At 56.6% G+C, this 18,110-nt stretch carries 15 protein-coding genes; 8 read left to right on the top strand and 7 right to left on the bottom strand.

Annotation, left to right across the window (positions count from 1 at the left end; genetic code table 11):
- Positions 1–69 precede the first annotated feature (69 nt).
- Positions 70–621 (bottom strand): hydrolase, encoded by a 552-nt coding sequence (locus tag ACN0VL_RS08195; RefSeq protein WP_417616295.1) that lies wholly within the window; start codon positions 619–621, stop codon positions 70–72.
- Between the two features lie 326 nt (positions 622–947).
- Between ACN0VL_RS08195 and ACN0VL_RS08190 the strand changes: the two genes are divergently transcribed.
- Positions 948–1,283 carry a YkgJ family cysteine cluster protein gene (locus ACN0VL_RS08190; protein WP_417616293.1) on the top strand — a complete coding sequence of 112 codons (336 nt, stop codon included), beginning with the start codon at positions 948–950 and terminating at the stop codon, positions 1,281–1,283.
- An 84-nt stretch (positions 1,284–1,367) separates the two neighbouring features.
- Entirely contained in the window at positions 1,368–1,991 is a 624-nt protein-coding gene (locus ACN0VL_RS08185) for a YceH family protein (protein ID WP_417616291.1), read from the top strand.
- Positions 1,992–2,483: 492 nt separating this feature from the next.
- Here the strand turns inward: ACN0VL_RS08185 and ACN0VL_RS08180 are convergent, their stop codons facing one another.
- The 4 genes from ACN0VL_RS08180 to ACN0VL_RS08165 all read right to left on the bottom strand — a co-directional run bounded on the left by ACN0VL_RS08180 (position 2,484) and on the right by ACN0VL_RS08165 (position 6,291).
- On the bottom strand, positions 2,484–3,020 hold the full coding sequence (locus tag ACN0VL_RS08180; protein WP_417616289.1) for an SCO family protein: 537 nt from the start codon (positions 3,018–3,020) through the stop codon (positions 2,484–2,486).
- Entirely contained in the window at positions 3,017–3,793 is a 777-nt protein-coding gene (locus tag ACN0VL_RS08175; RefSeq protein ID WP_417616287.1) for a formylglycine-generating enzyme family protein, read from the bottom strand. Before ACN0VL_RS08175 ends, ACN0VL_RS08180 begins: the two co-directional genes overlap by 4 nt.
- Positions 3,793–5,214: a copper-containing nitrite reductase gene (gene nirK / locus ACN0VL_RS08170; protein ID WP_417616285.1), complete on the bottom strand. Its 1,422-nt coding sequence runs from the start codon at positions 5,212–5,214 to the stop codon at positions 3,793–3,795. Before nirK ends, ACN0VL_RS08175 begins: the two co-directional genes overlap by 1 nt.
- Before the next feature lie 132 nt (positions 5,215–5,346).
- On the bottom strand, positions 5,347–6,291 hold the full coding sequence (locus ACN0VL_RS08165; protein WP_417616284.1) for a LysR family transcriptional regulator: 945 nt from the start codon (positions 6,289–6,291) through the stop codon (positions 5,347–5,349).
- Between the two features lie 288 nt (positions 6,292–6,579).
- On the opposite strand from ACN0VL_RS08165, the gene ACN0VL_RS08160 reads away from it, so the two are divergent.
- The 3 genes from ACN0VL_RS08160 to ACN0VL_RS08150 all read left to right on the top strand — a co-directional run bounded on the left by ACN0VL_RS08160 (position 6,580) and on the right by ACN0VL_RS08150 (position 10,977).
- Positions 6,580–7,932 carry an aspartate aminotransferase family protein gene (locus tag ACN0VL_RS08160; protein ID WP_417616282.1) on the top strand — a complete coding sequence of 451 codons (1,353 nt, stop codon included), beginning with the start codon at positions 6,580–6,582 and terminating at the stop codon, positions 7,930–7,932.
- Between the two features lie 164 nt (positions 7,933–8,096).
- Entirely contained in the window at positions 8,097–9,587 is a 1,491-nt protein-coding gene (locus ACN0VL_RS08155; RefSeq protein ID WP_417616280.1) for a CoA-acylating methylmalonate-semialdehyde dehydrogenase, read from the top strand.
- A gap of 412 nt (positions 9,588–9,999) precedes the next feature.
- Positions 10,000–10,977, top strand: coding sequence for a calcium/sodium antiporter (locus ACN0VL_RS08150; RefSeq protein WP_417616279.1), 978 nt, complete (start codon positions 10,000–10,002; stop codon positions 10,975–10,977).
- 262 nt (positions 10,978–11,239) lie between these two features.
- Here ACN0VL_RS08150 and ACN0VL_RS08145 read toward each other — a convergent pair whose 3' ends face one another.
- Positions 11,240–11,578: a thioredoxin family protein gene (locus ACN0VL_RS08145; protein WP_417616277.1), complete on the bottom strand. Its 339-nt coding sequence runs from the start codon at positions 11,576–11,578 to the stop codon at positions 11,240–11,242.
- Positions 11,579–11,920: 342 nt separating this feature from the next.
- On the opposite strand from ACN0VL_RS08145, the gene ACN0VL_RS08140 reads away from it, so the two are divergent.
- Positions 11,921–12,970, top strand: coding sequence for a DUF2235 domain-containing protein (locus ACN0VL_RS08140; RefSeq protein ID WP_417616275.1), 1,050 nt, complete (start codon positions 11,921–11,923; stop codon positions 12,968–12,970).
- Positions 12,971–13,150: 180 nt separating this feature from the next.
- Positions 13,151–14,233 carry a hypothetical protein gene (locus ACN0VL_RS08135; RefSeq protein WP_417616274.1) on the top strand — a complete coding sequence of 361 codons (1,083 nt, stop codon included), beginning with the start codon at positions 13,151–13,153 and terminating at the stop codon, positions 14,231–14,233.
- Between the two features lie 88 nt (positions 14,234–14,321).
- Here the strand turns inward: ACN0VL_RS08135 and ACN0VL_RS08130 are convergent, their stop codons facing one another.
- Positions 14,322–15,494, bottom strand: a complete 1,173-nt coding sequence (locus tag ACN0VL_RS08130) for a hypothetical protein (protein ID WP_417616273.1) — start codon at positions 15,492–15,494, stop codon at positions 14,322–14,324.
- A 196-nt stretch (positions 15,495–15,690) separates the two neighbouring features.
- Here ACN0VL_RS08130 and ftsH point away from each other — a divergent pair, with 196 nt between their 5' ends.
- Positions 15,691–17,529, top strand: coding sequence for an ATP-dependent zinc metalloprotease FtsH (ftsH, locus tag ACN0VL_RS08125; RefSeq protein WP_417616272.1), 1,839 nt, complete (start codon positions 15,691–15,693; stop codon positions 17,527–17,529).
- The last annotated feature ends 581 nt before the right edge of the window (positions 17,530–18,110 follow it).

The raw sequence follows: 18,110 nt of genomic DNA, 5'->3' as shown, positions 1-18,110 counted from the left end.
CTGGGGACAAGAAATGAGGGGAGTGAGTGGCGACAAGCTGCCATTCCCCATTCCCCATTCCCTGGTTTTTTAGGGCTGCTCGCCGCGCAAAAACTGTTTGCTGATGGTTTTAAACTGCTCGGTACCGGCCTGTTGCATTAATTCGAAGATCACCATTTCCCGACTGACAATGTGCGCTCCGGCGTCACGCATGCGATCCAGGCCCAGCTGACGATTTTCTTCGCTGCGGCTCCCCACGGCATCAGCCACCACAAACACTTCTTTACCGGCTTTAACCAGCTCCAGCACGGTTTGCAGCACGCAAACATGGGTTTCCATGCCGCACACTATTACCTGAGAATAATCCTGCCAGTGGGTGGGCAGACAGTTGGCGGCCACCACCGAAAAATGCATTTTTTCTACCACTTCCGGCTGCTCGACCAGGCGGGTGAGTGCAGGCAGGGTGTGACCCAACCCTTTGGGATATTGCTCGGTAAACAGCACAGGCGTATTCAAGGTATCGCAGGCCGAAATCAACCACTGAATACGTGCACTTAGCCGTTCGCTGTCATGAATGGCCGACAGCAGTTTTTCCTGCACATCGATAACCATTAATGCCGCTTTACCAGACACCATTAACATATTGCTCTCCTGATGATGACACAGAACCAGTATGCCGCTTTGCCGGGAAAAGAAAAAGCGCAGGGCTAGGTTGCTTACAAGGCGCTGTCGGCGCGCCGTTTATCGCTATGGCTGACGTCACGATTCATATCACGACTGCGATGGATTTTTATGTCACTCTATCGGGAAGAACCTTATATCACTTTATCGAGGAGAGCCTACCGACCAGCCGTGTCATAGACACTCGTCTGACACGCCCCGTCTTCCTTTTACTACCTCATCCTGCTCAGTTATCCCGATTTTTTATTTTTGTCACTGTTTTGAGTTTTGCCTGGAGGTAAGACGTTGTGAGTAGTGGTAATCCTTGTTTGACCTGTGGCGCCTGCTGCGCTTTCTTTCGTGTTTCTTTTTACTGGGGCGAGATCCATAGCGATTTTCTGGTGCCCGAATCCCTGACCGAGCCGGTGAGTCCGACCAAGATGGCGATGCAGGGCACCAACCAGGCACAGCCCCGTTGTATTGCTCTGGAAGGGGAAGTAGGCGGCTGTGTTTCCTGCAGCATCTACCTCAACAGACCCAGCCCCTGTCGCGAGTTTGAGGCCTTTGATGCGGAAGGAGCCTGCAACCGGGCCCGAGCCGCCTATGGCCTGCCAGCGCTGCAGGGGCAGCCGGTCGTGGCGTGAGTCCAGGGTCTACAGACCCTAGGTATGTGTTGGCGTTTCGGGGTTTGTTCGGTAGTCTGAGGTATAAAACAAAGGAGTCTGTTTATGGAAATACTTTCTCTGCTGGAGCAAAGGGTTATCGGCTGTCTGATCGAAAAGCAGGTTTCCACGCCTGAAGTGTATCCGCTTACCCCGAAATCCTTACTCAACGCCTGCAATCAAAAAAGTAACCGCCAGCCGGTGATGAACATCACCGAGGCCGAGTTGCAAGTAGCACTGGACTCTCTATCGGCGCGGCATCAGGTAAATAACTGTGCCGGCTTCAATGCCCGCACCGCCAAATATCAGCACCGTTTTTGCAACACCGAGTTTGGTGATCTGCAGTTTACTGACGCCGAGCTGGCCATTATTTGCGAACTCTTGCTGCGTGGCCCGCAAACACCGGGTGAACTGCGCAGCCGCACCTCGCGCCTGCATCAGTTTGATGATGTCGCCAGCGTAGAAAAAAGCCTGCAAAGCCTGATTGATAAAGGCCCTTACGTCATCAAGCTGGCCAAACTACCGGGCAAGCGAGACGCCCGCTACGGCCACTTGTTTTGCGATACCGACTACGAACACTACGCTGACACCGGAAACGATAAAGACAACCAGGCGCTACTGCAGCAAGTCACCGACCTGCAGGCCGAAATCGCCCGCCTGCAAGCCCGCATAAAAGAGCTGGAAGAATAAAGAAAGCGGGAAGCTTGAAGCGGAAAGCCAGAAGAAAAACATAGAAAAAGGGGTCTGCCGCTTTAGCTGGCAGTCCCGTCTCAGCGGGATGTTAAAAACCATCCTGCTAACGCAGGACCGGCAGCTAAAGCACCGGACTACAGCTGCATCAAATACCCAAAATCGCGCGAATAAATATGCGCCTACAGAAAAGCGTGTCGTTTGTAGTCCGCCCATTTATTTGGCGGGCCAGCGTAGCTGGATGTTATTCAAACCATCCTGCTAACGCAGGCCCGGTAGCTGAAGCGCCGGGCTACAGCTGCATCAAATACCCAAAACCGCGCGAATAAATATGCGCCTACAAAAAAGCGTGTCGTTTGTAGTCCGCCCATTTATTCGGCGGGCCAGCGTAGCTGGATGTTATTCAAACCATCCTGCTAACGCAGGACCGGCAGCTAAAGCGCCGGCTACAAAAGACGGTGTTTATCTTTAACTGATCGCTTCCAGCTTCCTTTAAGGCCATAAGGTGTTGATCAGGGCTTCTGGTCCGCCGGGCAGGCCGACTTGCTGAAGCTGTAATCGGCCCTGTTCGTCCAGCACGCTGATGGCGTTGGAATGAGCCACTTCACCATCGGCCAGGCCCATGTACTGAATATTCAGCGCCATGGCCAGGGTTTGCACCTGGTCATCGGGGCCGCTGAGTAAAGTCCAGTGCCGATCCAGGCCTCTCTTTTTGGCAAAGTGGCGCATGACCTTGGGCGTGTCTCTGGCCGGCGTTAACGACACCAACACAAAGCCCATTTGCTGCTGTTGAGCCGGAGTGAGCGCATCCTGTATGGCTTTTATGTCCGAGACGATCACCGGGCAGGCGGTAATGCAGTCGGTATAGATCAGCGCCACTACCTGTTTTTTTCCGGCCAGCTCGGCAAGGTTTAGCGTGCGGTTATCACGATTTTGCCATTGGCTGTTCAGCTGATAAATCGAATCACCAGGCAGGGCTGCATGCACGTTAAACGCGACCAATAACATCAGCAGCAGTAATGTCTTCATAGGGTATCTCGGTGTGGTTCGGCTGGCGCTGGATCCTGTGCGCACCTAAACCCCAGATTGCGCAGGGTATAAGGCGCCTTCAGGCTGGAACGAAAACCAAAGCGCATAAAAGCGGCATAATCGGACGGGTCGGCACTGCCTGCGGCGGCGGAGCCACAAAACAAGCCCTGATCAAGCGCACTGTCGGCTCGCGACTCGCCGGTGACCAGGGCGGAGTTGAAGTCTTGGGTCCACTCCCACACCAAGCCGTGCAGGTCGTGAACTTGCCAATAGTTGGGTTTGCCTTGCCCTACCTTGGCCAAAGTATCGGTGGTGGGGTGGGCATACCAGGATAAAATACGCTGGGTGTAGCCGGGCTCTTTACTGCCGTTGGCGGCCAGCTCGGAAGCCTGAGCCACATATTCCCATTCCGACACCCTTGGCAGCCGTTTACCCCGAGCCTTGCAATAGGCACTGGCGGCAAACCAGGAAACATAAGTGACCGGTTGATCTTGCTGTTCTCTTGTTGGCCCTGTATCGCCCCAGTGACTTAAATACTGGGCTTCCACAAACAGAGCCGGCGCCTGCCGAGGTTGCCAGCGGGGATGCTGGCGCACAAAGTCGGCAAATTGACGGTTGGTCACCGGGGTGGTATCCAACCAAAAGGGGTCCACTGGTGTAAGCGGGCTGTCTTTGGTCAGATAAAGCGGTCGAACTTCCCCGCGGGGAAGCTCGACCATAAACGGCGCCGAGCTCTGCAATGTAGCCAGGCCAAGCAGCAGCGCCGAGAACATTAGTGAGCGCTCCCTTCCATCAGAATGGCTTTGCCTTCCTCACGACGTTTTTTCACCTGCTCCGGGCTAATGGTGGTGCCGTTGTTCTCCCAGCTGTTAAACACATAGGTCAGCACGTTGGCGGTGTCTTCATCGCTTAAGCTCATGGCAGGCATAATGCTGTCGAAGGCCTGGCCATTCACCTTGATGGGACCTTTCAAACCATGAATAACCACGTCAATCGCCCGGGTGGTATCGGCATTCAGGAAGTCCGATTTAGCCAGGGGAGGAAAGGCGCCAGGGATACCATTACCATCGGCCTGGTGACAGGCCTGACAGTTGGCTTCATATACTCGCTTGCCAAACAGCAGCTGATCGTCCTTGCTGGTGGCCACCAGCTTGGGATGACCATTAGGAATACTCTGCACCGCCGAGCCTTCGGGCAAATAGACGTTCTCGGCCACCTTGCCGGAATACACTATCTTATCCTCTGGGCCATCTACCGCTATCATGCCCAGCGCGCCTTTGTTAAAGGCACGAAAGATGGAGTGATCCACCATGATGAAATTGCCGGGAACATCCAGCTTGAACTCGGCGACCGCCGCGCCTCCTGCCGGCACCAGCGTGGTTTGTACGTTATGGTTTTCCAGGGTGCCGCCTTCTACACTCACCTTGTCGAAAATCTCGCCAATAACATGAAAAGACGAGACCAGGTTAGGGCCGCCGTTACCCACATACAGGCGCACAGTTTCGCCTGCGTTGGCCGTCAGGGATTTTTCACCACTTAGCGCACCCACGGCACCGTTGAACAGCACATAGTCGGCGTCTTCCTTGATGGCCTTGTCCATGTCAAAGGACTGAAAGCCCTGTTCGCCATAGGCGCCCTTGGTATAAAAGTCGCCCTGCATCACATAGTATTCTTTATCAACCGCAGGCAAGCCTGCTTCCGGCTCCACCAATATCAAGCCATACATGCCGTTGGCTATGTGCATGCCCACCGGCGCCGTAGCACAGTGGTACACATATAGGCCGGGATTAAGCGCCTTGAAGTTGAATACCGAGGTGTGACCCGGGGCGGTAAAGGACGCGGCGGCACCCCCGCCCGGGCCGGTTACCGCGTGCAAGTCGATGTTGTGCGGCATCTTGGAGCTGGGGTGGTTGGAAAGGTGAAACTCGACTTCATCCCCTTCGCGAATGCGTAAAAACTGGCCGGGCACAGAGCCACCAAAGGTCCAGAACATGTATTCCACGCCATCGGCGATTTCCATCACCTTTTCCACGGTTTCCATTTTCACCACGACCTTGGCGGCGTGATCCCGGGTGATGGGCGGTGGCACCATGGGGGGAGAAGTCAGAACGGCGTCTATTACCGGCAGACTGGCGGCCTGAGCCGACAGGGCGAAGGCAAAGCCTAACGAGGTAACCATGTGTTTCAGTTTCATAAATGCTCCCTGCAGCTGCCACTGTTATCGGTTTGAAATGATTATGTGTATCTACAGTGCAAGTTTAGATGGCAGGGAGTCGAGCCGGCCTGATGTAGATCAATAAACCGGCAGAGAGAATGCCGGAATCGCCTAATCGAGGGAGGAGGGCGACGACAGGGTGTCGAGAAAGGTATCCAGCACCAGGTTGGCTCTGCGGCTGCGGGCGGTAATGGCGCAGAAGCGGGTGGTAAAGCCAGTCTGATCCGACTGCAATGCCTGCAATCGACCGCGCTCTACCCAGGGGCGGGCATAGTGATCGGGTAGATAGCCCAGGTAGCAGCCGGTGAGCAGCAAAAACATGATGCCTTCTCGATCGTTGGCCCTAGCCCCCAGAGGATGACGGCGATACAGCGCCTGAGCCTCGGCTGGCTGGGCGAAGCTGGGCACCACTACCTCATAGTCGGTCAGCGTTTGCTGGAGATCATCCGCGCTAATCGGGGGCTCGTCAGCCGCGGAAAACAGGGGATGTCCGGCGGCACAATAGAGGCTGGAACTTTCTTCGTAGAGTGGCAGATAATCCAGTCCCGGCAGCTCGCGCACCTGGGGCACCACACCGATATTCAGTCGTCCGTCGAGCACACCGATTTCGATGTCGTCCGACGGCTGCATGTGAATATGGATCTTCACCTCCGGCCCTCTGGCTTTCAGCGCAGCCAGGCCGTGGGTGATTTTCATGCCAGGATGGCTGACCAGATTATCGGTAATGCCAATGGTCAGGGTGCCCCTCAGGTGCTGGTGCAGATCGTTGATTTCGGCCTTGAAATGGTCGATGGCCCCCACCAGCCGGTCGCTGGCCTCCAGCACTCGCCGGCCCTCGTCGGTGAGCGCAAAACCGGCCCGGCCACGTTGACACAGCTTGAACCCCAGTCGGCCTTCCAGATCCGCCATCTGCATGCTAATCGCCGCCCGGCTGATGCCCAGACTCACCTCCGCTGCCGAAAACCCGCCGCAAGCCGCCACGGTACGAAACACCCTCAGCAGCTTCAGCTCAAAGTCGCTAACCTGATTCAGCACCGGCTGCTTTCCTTCCGCCATTATGTACTCCTTTATTCAACCGACTCTGGCATTTCCTCCTCGGCGGGATGTTAAAAACCCTCCTGCTAACGCAGGACCGGCAGCTGAAGCGCCGGCTACAAAGTACGGTGTTTATCTTCAACTGATCGCCTACAGCTTTGTTGCCTCCCGTTTTATAGCGGGAAGCAAAAGTTAAGTAAACAGTGAACTGAAGTTCATAAAGTTTACATTTAACATTGTGGCAACAAGGCACATGCTTCAGTCATCTAGCGACGCCAGTGAGGCGACTGAATATGACAAGGAGTTGGGATGAACACCATGATTGACACGCAACTGACTGCAGCGGCCAAAGCCCAGCAGTTGAATCTGGACGCATTCTGGATGCCGTTTTCCGGTAACCGAGCCTTCAAGGCTGCTCCCCGGCTGATTGCCGAGGCCGAAGGATCCTGGTTTACCGACACCCAGGGCAACAAATTGTTCGACAGCCTCTCTGGTCTTTGGTGTACCGGAGTGGGGCACAAACACCCCAAAATCAACGAGGCCATTACCCATCAGCTGAATACGCTGGATTATGCCCCGGGGTTTCAGGTGGGGCATCCGCTGGCCTTCGAGCTGGCCGAGCGCCTGGCCAAGCTGGCGCCGGCGGATCTGAACCGGGTGTTTTTCACCAACTCCGGCTCCGAGTGTACCGACACAGCGCTGAAAATGGCACGCGCCTATTGGCGTGCCAAAGGCAAACCGGAAAAAACCAGGTTGATTGGCCGGGCCCGGGGCTACCACGGGGTGAACATGGGTGGCACCAGCCTGGGGGGCATCGGCGGCAACCGCAAGCACTACGGCCAGTTGATCGATGCGGATCACCTGCCTCATACCCTGCTGGCAGAAAACGCCTTCAGCAAGGGGCAACCCGATCACGGCGTCGAGCTGGCAGATCACCTGTTGCAGATGATTGAACTGCACGACGCCTCCAACATTGCCGCGGTGATCGTCGAGCCCATGGCCGGTTCGGCCGGGGTCATAGTGCCGCCGGTGGGCTACCTGCAGCGGCTGCGCGAATTGTGCGAACAGCACGATATTCTGCTGATCTTCGACGAAGTGATCACTGGTTTGGGGCGCATGGGGGCCATGTTTGGCGCCGAAGCCTTTGGCGTGGTGCCCGACATCATGAACCTGGCCAAGCAGCTGACCAACGGCGTAATTCCCATGGGGGCCGTGATCGCCAAAGATCAAATCTATCAGGCTTTTATGGATCAGCCAGGCCCGGATTACATGGTGGAGTTTCCCCATGGCTATACCTATTCAGGACATCCTGTGGCCTGCGCAGCGGCCATGGCTTCGCTCGATGTGTTGATTGATGAAGACATGCCGGGCCAGGTTCGTACCTTAATGCCAATATTCGAGGAGCAAATCCATCGTTTGAAGGGGCTGCCTCATGTGGTGGACATCCGCAACTGTGGCCTGGCCGGTGCGGTGCAGCTGGCATCCTATCCCGGTGAGCCGGCCCGCCGGGCCATGGAGCTGGGCCTGAGCCTGTGGCAGCAGGGCTATTATGTACGCTTTGGCGGCGATACCCTGCAGTTTGGCCCTCCTTTTATCTCAACCCCGGACGAGTTGGAGCAGCTGTTCAACGCGGTGCACCGCACCCTGAAGGCCCAGGGGTGAACAAGCGGAATCACACTGCATAAATGGGCATATAGAAACTTTTTTGTCGAATTTATTCGACCGCAGCATTGCAGGATGGCACGGCAGGCCCGGTAAGCGGGCTTGCCCTCTCTGCGGACAACAGACCTAAACATTTTCAAGACCAACAAACAAAAGGATTCACGATGAACATTATTCCTCACCTGATCAATGGCGAACGCCACCACAGCACCACCACCCTGGACGTCTATAACCCGTCCACCGGACAGGTATGCAGCCAGCTCTCCATGGGCGATGAAGCCCTGGTGGCCGAGGCGGTGGCCGTGGCCAAGGCGGCGTTTCCGGCCTGGCGCGACACAACGCCGGCCAGACGAGCGCGGGTGATGTTTCGCTTTAAGCAGCTGCTGGAAGACCGAGCCGATGATATCTGTGCATTGATCAGCGAAGAACACGGCAAGACCCTGGAAGATGCCCGGGGCGAACTGCAGCGGGGTATAGAAAACGTGGAATACGCCTGCGGCGTGCCCGAGCTGCTGAAAGGCGACTACACCCGCAACGTGGGCCCCAATATCGATGCCTGGTCCGATTTTCAGCCCCTGGGCGTGGTAGCCGGCATTACCCCGTTCAACTTTCCGGCCATGGTGCCACTGTGGATGCTGCCCATGGCCATCGCCTGCGGTAACTGTTTTATTCTCAAGCCATCGGAAAAAGATCCCGGCTCCTCGCTGCTGATCGCCCAGCTGCTGGAAGAAGCCGGTCTGCCCAAAGGGGTGATAGGTGTAGTACACGGCAATAAAACGGTGGTCGATGCCTTGCTGACTCACAAAGACGTCAAGGCCATCAGCTTCGTTGGCTCCACCCCGGTGGCGGAATACATCTACGCCCAGGGCACCGCCAACGGCAAACGAGTACAGGCATTGGGTGGCGCGAAGAACCACGCCGTGCTGATGCCCGACGCGGATCTGGATAACGCAGTCGGTGCCTTGATGGGGGCAGCCTATGGCTCCTGTGGCGAGCGCTGCATGGCGATATCGGTGGCGGTGTGTGTGGGGGATGCGGTGGCCGATGCATTGATTGCCAAACTGGAACCGCAAATCCGTGCCCTTAAAATCGGCCCCGGCACCCAGAGCGGCTTGGACATGGGCCCGGTTATCAGCAAGGAGCACCTGGCCAAAATTGAAGGCTACATCAACGCCGGGGTAGAGCAGGGTGCCGAACTTACCGTAGACGGACGCGGCCTGACAGTATCCGGCCATGAAGGAGGCTACTTCCTCGGAGGCTGCCTGTTCGACCGGGTCACCCCGGAGATGAGCATCTACCAGGAAGAAATATTCGGCCCCGTGCTGTGCGTGGTACGGGTCAACAGTCTGGAAGAAGCCATAGAGCTTATCAACGCCCACGAATACGGCAACGGCACCTGTATTTTCACCCGCGACGGCGAGACGGCCCGTTTGTTTGGCGATGAAATAGAAGTGGGCATGGTGGGCATCAACGTGCCGCTGCCGGTCCCGGTTGCCTACCACAGCTTCGGCGGTTGGAAGCGCTCGCTGTTCGGCGACCTGGCTGCCTATGGCCCCGACTCGGTGCGTTTCTACACCCGCCGCAAGACCATCACCCAAAAATGGCCGGAGCGCGCCAGCCACCAGGCCTCCGATTTCGCCTTTCCGAGTATGTAGGAGGTGAGCGCTGCAGCGTGAGGCGAGAGGAGTGAGGTGTTGACAAGCCTGCGCGCTACGCCGTAGGGGCGAATAAACTTGCCCCTACGGACAACGACTCCCGTAAGCACCGTTTGCCGCTTTGTGCCCTTTTCATCCCCCCAACAAGCTGGCACAATATGCGCTTCTTGGGGGAGTAATCGTTCGGCGCCTGCCGAAACCATCGTCAACAATCTCTAAGCCACAAGCTTATGGTGATGGTGTCCTAACGGATTGATGAGACCTGAGCTGACCTTATTCGCCGGGCGGGGAATAGGGGAGCTCTGGCATAAAAGGTCCCGCCCTTAAGAGTCTTTATGCTGCCCATGGCCATCCTGTTTAAAAAAATCACTGAATTAACACCTGACTCCCCCTTGTATGCGGGAGGTACAGCATGCTGATGTCTATTGCAGCCATAGTGCTGGGCCTGGCGGTACTGGTATGGAGCGCCGACCGTTTTGTTGATGGCGCCTCGGCCACGGCTCGCTACGCCGGCATGCCGCCCCTGCTGATTGGTATGGTCATCGTCGGTTTTGGTACCTCGGCACCGGAAATCGTCGTGTCGATTATTTCCGCCCTGGAAGGTAACCCGGGTCTGGCCCTGGGTAACGGTTATGGCTCCAACATCGCCAATATCGGCCTGATATTGGGGGTGACGGCGCTTATCAGTCCTATTTCCGTACACTCTCAAGTGCTGCGCAAAGAACTGCCCATCCTGCTGGTGATTACCTTGCTGTCGTTGGCGTTGCTGTGGAACGGCATGCTGGCGCGCACCGATGCCATAGTTCTGCTGGTGGTGTTTGTGCTGCTTATGGCCTGGAGCATCAAGCAGGGCATGAACGATGGCAAAGACAGCATGACCAGTGAAGAAGTCCAGGAGCTGGAAGACAACCCAATGACCCTGAAGCAGGCTATCTTCTGGCTGGTGGCCGGTTTGCTGCTGCTGGTGGTCAGCTCTCGAATACTGGTGTGGGGCGCGGTAGATATTGCACAAGCGTTTGGGGTAAGCGATTTGGTTATCGGACTGACCATAGTGGCCATTGGTACCTCGCTGCCCGAGCTGGCCTCGTCCATTGCCGCCATTCGTAAAAATCAGCACGACCTGGCCATTGGCAACGTCATTGGCTCCAACCTGTTCAACACCCTGGCGGTGGTTGGTTTGGCCGGCGTCATCAGCCCCATGGAAGTGGCCAGTGAAGTGATCAGCCGCGACTTTGTGGTGATGATAGGGCTGACATTGTCGCTGTTCGTGCTGGGCTATGGCTTCAAGGGGCGCCCCGCGCGCATCAACCGCTTTGAAGGCGCCTTGCTGCTCACCATTTACCTGGCGTACACCGGCTGGCTGGCCCAGGGCGTACTCGGCGGCGTATAAAAGCGATCCTTGAGTAAACAAGTTAAAGCATCCGTCCATCATGGGCGGATGCTTTTTAATACACCAAACCAACCCCGAGATCCTGACGCTCGTCAGGATGACAGCCAAGCCCTACCAAACACACCACACTTTGTAGTCCTGCGCTTTAGCTGCAGGTTCTGCGTTAGCAGGATGTTTTTAATAACATCTCGCTGAGACGGGAGTGCCAGCTAAAGCGGCACCCTACAAAACACACCAGTTCCGTGGGTTTGAGTGCTTGGCGCTACCCCTCAAACAACAACTGATAAGGCCGGGTAAGGGCGGCACTAATATCAGCCAGCGAAAACACCTGGAAAAACTCGGTAAAGCGGCTTCCTTCAAACCAGATTTGTACCACCGGCAGCGCCATAATGCGTTGCTGGGCACACAGGGCACCGCCAGTGGTCTGGCAGTCGACATAACAGGCCTGCATGCGCGGAAACTGCTCGGACAGCAGCCGTTGCAATTGTGGTTTAAGCGCCTGGCACACGCCGCAGGCCTGGCCGCCATACAGCACCAACACCGCCGAATGACTGGCCAGCAGCGCATCCAGCTCAGTTTGATCGCTAACATTCAACATCATAAATCCAATATCCCGGTAAATAAGACAAGGCGCTTAAGCGGTGCCTTACAAAAGCACCAAAACCTTCTTCGCCACGGAATCCACAGAAACCACGGACAAGCCAATAAATAGCGCCCGGCACCAGGCATCTGGTTAAAGATACACACCACACCCTGTAGCCCTGCGCTTTAGCTGCAGGTCCTGCGTTAGCAGGAGGGTTTTAATAACATCCCGCTGAGACGGGACTGCCAGCTAAAGCGGCAGGCTGCAAACCACACCGGCCAGTGTTTCCTTGGCACTCGGCACCATGTTCCGTTTTCTGGCATAGGCTTATATGCAGGCTACCTGTTGGAGGGCAAGTTGATGTCATATCAGCCACAACGATTAGTGCTGCTGTTCGATGGCACCTGGAACGACCCGCAAAACAATACCAACGTCATCAAGCTGGCGCGTAGCATAGCGCCGTTTGATGGCGAACGGCGACAACGCTTCTTTTACAGCCCCGGTGTGGGCACCACGGATGCCACTCGCCTGGTAGGGGGCATGTTTGGCGTGGGCCTGAGCAAAAACCTGCGCCAGGGCTACGACTGGTTGGCCCGGCATTATCAGTCCGGCGACGAGGTGTGGGTATTCGGCTTTAGTCGCGGTGCCTATACCGCACGAAGCATGGTCGGCATGATCCGAAAATGCGGCCTGCTGCGCATTGTTACGCCTATCCAGCTGGCTGCCGCCGAACGACTCTACCGCAATAAAAGTGCCGCCCCCGATGGCGAACACTGCCGTCGGTTCAGGCAAGAATACAGCCGGGAAATCAAAGTACACCTGCTGGGGGTATGGGATACCGTTGGGGCACTGGGGATCCCCGGCACCATGATCTCGGAGCGGGGCACCTATTCCTGGCACGATACCAGGCTGTCAAAAATAGTAGAACGCGCCTATCAGGCCATCGCCCTGGACGAACACAGGGCCGCGTACGACACCGTGCCCTGGACCAGCTCCAACGGCCAAAAAAAGCCCGGGCAACTGGACGTAGAGCAACGCTGGTTTATTGGCGCCCATGCCAACGTGGGGGGCGGGTACCAGAATGATCCACTGGCCGACCTGCCACTGGCCTGGATGCAGCACAAAGCCATGGCGGCCGGCCTGGTGCTCACCCCAGTAATACCGGCAGAATATGCCTGGCTGACGCCCCCCGTCGACTCGTTTCGCCAGTTTTTAGGCGGTTTTTATCGTCATTACCGGCGCTGGTTTCACCATGGCGACGGTCGCTATTACCGCGATCTGTACCGGAGCAAAGAAGGTCAGCAGGCGGTGGGGGTGACCATAGACGACTCGGTATGGGCACGCTGGCAGCGCGTGGACCATTACCGACCTCGAACCCTACTCAACGCCCGATTGGGTCCTCCCGGTTGATTTAACGTCTGATGCCGCTATTTTTAACCGATTTTACAGCAAAATAACCTAAGGTCGGATGTCTATTGTCTCACTACTCTGTTAAGGTCCTGCGCCTTGTGGATGTTTAAACAGCATCTGTTGTCTAGGCACGCTTGCGGCGCTCAGCTGACAGGCACTTTAACGGATTGTTAGACGATCATGTGGAATATAGTGAAAATCGCCAGTGCATTCATTGGCATCATAGTGGGAGCCGGTTTTGCTTCTGGCCAGGAAGTACTGCAGTACTTCACCAGCTTTGGTTACATGGGTACCGCCGCCGCCGTGGTGGCCACGGCGCTGTTCGCTTATCTGGGCATGATGCTCGCCATGCTGGGCAGCCGCACCAGCACCAATTCGCATAAAACCGTGATTTACCAAATCAGCGGTCGCTACATCGGTGTGATCGTCGACTACGTGATCATCTTTACGTTGTTTGGCGTAGGCGTGGTGATGATCGCCGGCGCCGGCTCTATGCTTAATCAGCAGTTTGGCTTGCCCCCCTATATGGGCAGCATAGTGATGACCCTGCTCATGGGCGCCACCCTGATGCTGAAAGTGCAGCGCGTAGTGGGCCTGATTGGCAGCATAACGCCGTTTCTGGTGATGGCACTGGTCCTTATTTGCTGCTACAGCCTGTTAACCATGGACCGTAGCTTTGCCGAGCTGGCGCCCATTGCCGAAAGCGTAACGTCAACTCTGCCGCATTGGCTGGTATCGGCCATCAACTATGTGTCGTTCAATATTGCCGTGGGTGCAGCCATGACCCTGGTTATAGGGGGGGCCGAGAAAAATGAAAACATCGCCAAGTGGGGCGGCCTGCTGGGCGGCGCCGGCGTGGGCGTGCTGATCATGATCAGCCACCTGGCCATGTTCTCGCAAATCGACAACATCGTCGGTTATCCTCTGCCCTTGCTTAAAATTATCGACGGCATCTCGCCCTGGCTGGCCACTGCCATGTCGTTTGTATTGTTCGGCATGATCTTCAGCACCGGCGCCAGCATGTTCTACGCCTTTGTTGCCCGCTTCGTAGAAATGCGTACCCCGGCTGGCAACCGCTTCAGCATAGCCACTCTGGTTATCGGCTTTGTGGCCAGCTTTGCCGGCTTTACCAAGCTGGTTGCCTTCTTCTACCCGCTGATTGGCTACCTGGGCTTGTTCCTGGTCTTCGCGCTTATTTTTGCTCCCTTAAAGCTCAAGCGTGACGCCCGCCTGCAAGGCATGGCCCAGGCCTCCGCCAAATAACCTCTGGCTCAAGCGTAAAATGACAAAGCCGCCATCTGATGATGGCGGCTTTTTTCATATAAAGAGCCGAACCGCCGACAGGCGCTGGTTATCGGTGCTCGCCGCGCTGCCTGATCTCCACACTCTTGATATCCCGAATCCGCTCTTTGCTGCCACTCAGCCTGGCCAGCATGAAGTAAGCCACTCGCAACAACCCTATGAGCAGCGGACCCAACAGCCAAAACAGCCAACTGCCCAGGTACAAAGCCGGAATCAACAGCAAAAACCATCCGGCAAACTGCACGGCCAGCACGGGGTAGCCCAGCACCTCAGCGACCCCCGCGAGCAAGTCACTGACAAGACTGGGGTGGCTAATCACCAGGTAGCCGGCACCGATCACCATGGGCCACTTGGCATATCGGGCACTGCTCAGCACCATGCGCCCACCCTGACCGACCCGGGCAGCCAGGGCCGCCGAGCGAGTGCCGCGGCTGGCCGCCTTGGTGGTGACTGCAGCAGCCCGCCCCATACGCAACACTTTTACGGCACTTGTCAGTACCAGCACATCGACCGATGCCCAACCGATATCCCCTGGGGTGAGCTCTTCACCGGCGCGGTATTTGGTTTCCAGGCGTCGGATGCCGCTGGTAAAAAACTGGTTCAGCCCTTCCAGCATGCGTTCGGTCGTGATCCACTGGGTTTCACCCTGAGCGTCCACCAAAAACTGGCCGAGAAAATCGTGGCCCTCGCTCTTGATGAAGTTGACGGCATACCAGCCACGTTCTTCCGGAGCAAGCCGCTGATACTGGCCAGAGCCTGGGGTTGAGACTGGAGCCGAGCTTTCGGTGCTGACGGTTTCCGGGAGCCCGGTAAAGTACTGCTTGATAGCCTGGTAGCGTTGGTCGGTCTGGTTGAGCAGCTCAAGGGTGTGGATGGGGCGGGTCAGAAAATGATGGATCGGAGGCAGCACGGTTTCGCCATAGCGCATCAGTATCTCCTGAAATTCAGGCTCCTTGCCGTAGAGCGAAAACACCCTGCGGGCCATGCCCGGATAACGAATAAACGCCGCCTGCGTTTTCACCAGCAGCAGCGGGTCACCGGCAAGATCCAGCAGCACGGCCTGAACCTCGACCGGCTGCTCCTTAATGTCGGGAAAGTCTTCCAATACATCGCCGGCCTGAATCTGTATCAGCTTCTGCTCAATGGGAACCGGGGGGCGGGCCACACTGAACACAGTTGCCAGTAACAGGGCCAGGCCACAAATCAAAAACAGCTTTTTCATAGGCTCACCAATCAAGCGCAATCAACAGCCAAGGTATATCCGGTTTGTTCCGGGCCTACAACCATTAACGCCACGCTTGCCCTGGCTCCTTCACGCCCAGGCTGCACAAATTCCAATAGGTGATACAGTTTTAAGGTGACCTTAACTTGAGTCGGGCTCAATGTGAGACGGGATCAAGTGCTACGGAGAGCGCCCTATGAATCGTGGAACCCAAATTAACCTCTGGTATGTGATGGTTGCTTTGCTGAGCCTCGTTTTTCTGCGTGACTTCTGGATGCAGAACCAAACGGTAGCGACCATTCCCTACAGCCAGTTTGAAACTTATCTTGAGCAGGGGGCGATTGACACCGTTACCGTGGGCAGCACCCAGATCAAGGGGACCTTCAAAACCGAACTGGATGGGAAAAACGGTTTTGTGACCACGCCGGTGACCCCGGAGCTGGCCAAGCACCTGCAACAAACTGGTGTGACCTACTCGGGCGCGGTAGAAAGCACCTGGTTTACCGTCTTGATGTCCTGGGTATTGCCGCTGCTGGTATTTGTGGGGATCTGGCTGTTTTTGATCCGCACCATGGTGGGTAAACAGGGCATGGGCGGGCTGACGTCCATCGGCAAGAGCAAGGCCAAAATCTATGTCGAGAGCGATACCAAGGTCACCTTTAATGATGTGGCCGGGGTGGATGAGGCCAAGGCCGAGCTGCAGGAAGTCATCGATTTTTTGAAAAATCCCAAAGCCTACGGCAGCCTGGGGGCGCGCATGCCCAAAGGCATCCTGCTGGTGGGGCCCCCCGGTACCGGTAAAACGCTGCTGGCCCGTGCGGTCGCCGGCGAGGCGGGGGCGCCGTTCTTTTCCATTTCCGGGTCCGAATTTGTAGAGATGTTTGTTGGCGTGGGGGCCGCCCGAGTGCGGGATCTCTTCGAGCAGGCGCATAAAAAGGCGCCCGCCATCATCTTCATCGACGAACTGGACGCACTGGGCCGCGCGCGCGGGGCTGGCACCATGCACGGTGGCAACGACGAACGGGAGCAAACCCTCAACCAGTTATTGTCCGAGCTGGACGGCTTTGATCCTGCAGAAGGCGTGGTGTTGCTGGCTGCCACCAACCGACCGGAAATTCTGGATCCCGCCTTGCTGCGTGCCGGGCGCTTCGACCGACAAGTATTGGTCGACAGGCCGGATCGGGCGGGCCGGGTGCAGATACTGCAAGTGCACATGAAAAAAATCGTACTGGAGCCGGACATGGCACTGGACGACATAGCGGCACTGACCACCGGCTTTTCCGGTGCCGATTTGGCCAACCTGGTCAATGAAGCCGCCTTGCTGGCCACGCGCCGGCGCGGCAAAGTGGTCACCATGGCGGACTTTACCCAAGCCATAGAGCGAATAGTGGCGGGGCTGGAAAAGCGCAATCGCCTGATCAACCCGCGAGAACGTAAAATCGTCGCCTATCACGAAATGGGCCATGCCCTGGTTGGCATGGCGCTGGCCAGCGCGGATACCGTACACAAGGTGTCGATTATCCCGCGCGGCATAGGCGCCCTGGGCTACACCATACAGCGGCCAACGGAAGATCGCTTCTTGATGACGGAAGCGGAACTGCGCGACAAAATAGCGGTACTCATGGGCGGGCGCGCCGCAGAAAAACTGGTGTTCGATCATCTGTCTACCGGCGCTGCCGACGATCTGGCCCGCGCCACCGACATAGCGCACTCCATGGTTGCCCGCTACGGCATGGATGCCAGCCTGGGCAGTGTAAGCTACGAAGCCGAAAAGAACAGCTTTCTCGGTGGCCAGACGCCAGCCTACTTTGAGCGCAATTACAGTGAAGCCACGGCAGAGGCCATGGATGAAGCCGTGCGCAACCTGCTGCAGCAGGTCTCCGAGCGGGCACTGGCCATTCTGACGGACAACCGCGACATACTGGAAAGCGCCGCCAGCCGTCTGCTGGAGGTAGAAACACTGGACGAAGCCGAACTACGGCAACTGGCCGACGGCCTACGGCCCGCAGCAGAGCCGAGCCCTACCGAACAATAAGCAATGCCGCCATTCTGTGAAGGGTAAAGAGTGAAGGGGGAAGCGAATAAGCCACCCAGACCCACAGAACTGGTGTGTTTTGTAGCTGCCGCTTCAGCTGGCAGTCCCGTCTCAGCGGGATGATAAAATACACTCTGCTAACGCAGAGCCGGCAGCTAAAGCGCCGGACTACAGGGCTCTTTGCCATTTATTCTTCGTCCGTGGGTTCAGTGGATTCCGTGGCAGATCTGGTTGTTGGTAGTTAAGTCGTCATACTGATGGATTTTGTGAAGAGTAAAGGGTGAAGGGTAAAGCGAACAAGCCACCCAAACCCACAGAACTGGTGTGTTTTGTAGCTGCCGCTTTAGCTGGCAGTCCCGTCTCAGCGGGATGATTAAATACACTCTGCTAACGCAGAGCCGGCAGCTAAAGCGCCGGACTACAGGGCCCTTTACCATTTATTCTTCGTCCGTGGGTTCAGTGGATTCCGTGGCAGATCTGGTTGTTGGTAGTTAAGTCGTCATCCTGATGGATTTTGTGAAGAGTAAAGGGTGAAGGGTAAAGCGAACAAGCCACCCAAACCCACAGAACTGGTGTGTTTT

This window comes from Oceanisphaera sp. (assembly GCF_048268965.1).
Classification (GTDB): domain Bacteria; phylum Pseudomonadota; class Gammaproteobacteria; order Enterobacterales; family Aeromonadaceae; genus Oceanimonas.
This window is presented reverse-complemented; position numbering and strand designations above follow the sequence as displayed.

Excerpts from the sequence above, each read along its gene's own strand:
- ACN0VL_RS08195 (WP_417616295.1), bottom strand. The coding sequence starts at position 621 with ATGTTAATGGTGTCTGGTAAAGCGGCATTAATGGTTATCGATGTGCAG.
- ACN0VL_RS08185 (WP_417616291.1), top strand. The coding sequence starts at position 1,368 with ATGGAAATACTTTCTCTGCTGGAGCAAAGGGTTATCGGCTGTCTGATC.
- ACN0VL_RS08180 (WP_417616289.1), bottom strand. The coding sequence starts at position 3,020 with ATGAAGACATTACTGCTGCTGATGTTATTGGTCGCGTTTAACGTGCAT.
- ACN0VL_RS08175 (WP_417616287.1), bottom strand. The coding sequence starts at position 3,793 with ATGTTCTCGGCGCTGCTGCTTGGCCTGGCTACATTGCAGAGCTCGGCG.
- nirK (WP_417616285.1), bottom strand. The coding sequence starts at position 5,214 with ATGAAACTGAAACACATGGTTACCTCGTTAGGCTTTGCCTTCGCCCTG.
- ACN0VL_RS08165 (WP_417616284.1), bottom strand. The coding sequence starts at position 6,291 with ATGGCGGAAGGAAAGCAGCCGGTGCTGAATCAGGTTAGCGACTTTGAG.
- ACN0VL_RS08160 (WP_417616282.1), top strand. The coding sequence starts at position 6,580 with ATGAACACCATGATTGACACGCAACTGACTGCAGCGGCCAAAGCCCAG.
- ACN0VL_RS08155 (WP_417616280.1), top strand. The coding sequence starts at position 8,097 with ATGAACATTATTCCTCACCTGATCAATGGCGAACGCCACCACAGCACC.
- ACN0VL_RS08150 (WP_417616279.1), top strand. The coding sequence starts at position 10,000 with ATGCTGATGTCTATTGCAGCCATAGTGCTGGGCCTGGCGGTACTGGTA.
- ACN0VL_RS08145 (WP_417616277.1), bottom strand. The coding sequence starts at position 11,578 with ATGATGTTGAATGTTAGCGATCAAACTGAGCTGGATGCGCTGCTGGCC.
- ACN0VL_RS08140 (WP_417616275.1), top strand. The coding sequence starts at position 11,921 with ATGTCATATCAGCCACAACGATTAGTGCTGCTGTTCGATGGCACCTGG.
- ACN0VL_RS08135 (WP_417616274.1), top strand. The coding sequence starts at position 13,151 with ATGTGGAATATAGTGAAAATCGCCAGTGCATTCATTGGCATCATAGTG.
- ACN0VL_RS08130 (WP_417616273.1), bottom strand. The coding sequence starts at position 15,494 with ATGAAAAAGCTGTTTTTGATTTGTGGCCTGGCCCTGTTACTGGCAACT.
- ftsH (WP_417616272.1), top strand. The coding sequence starts at position 15,691 with ATGAATCGTGGAACCCAAATTAACCTCTGGTATGTGATGGTTGCTTTG.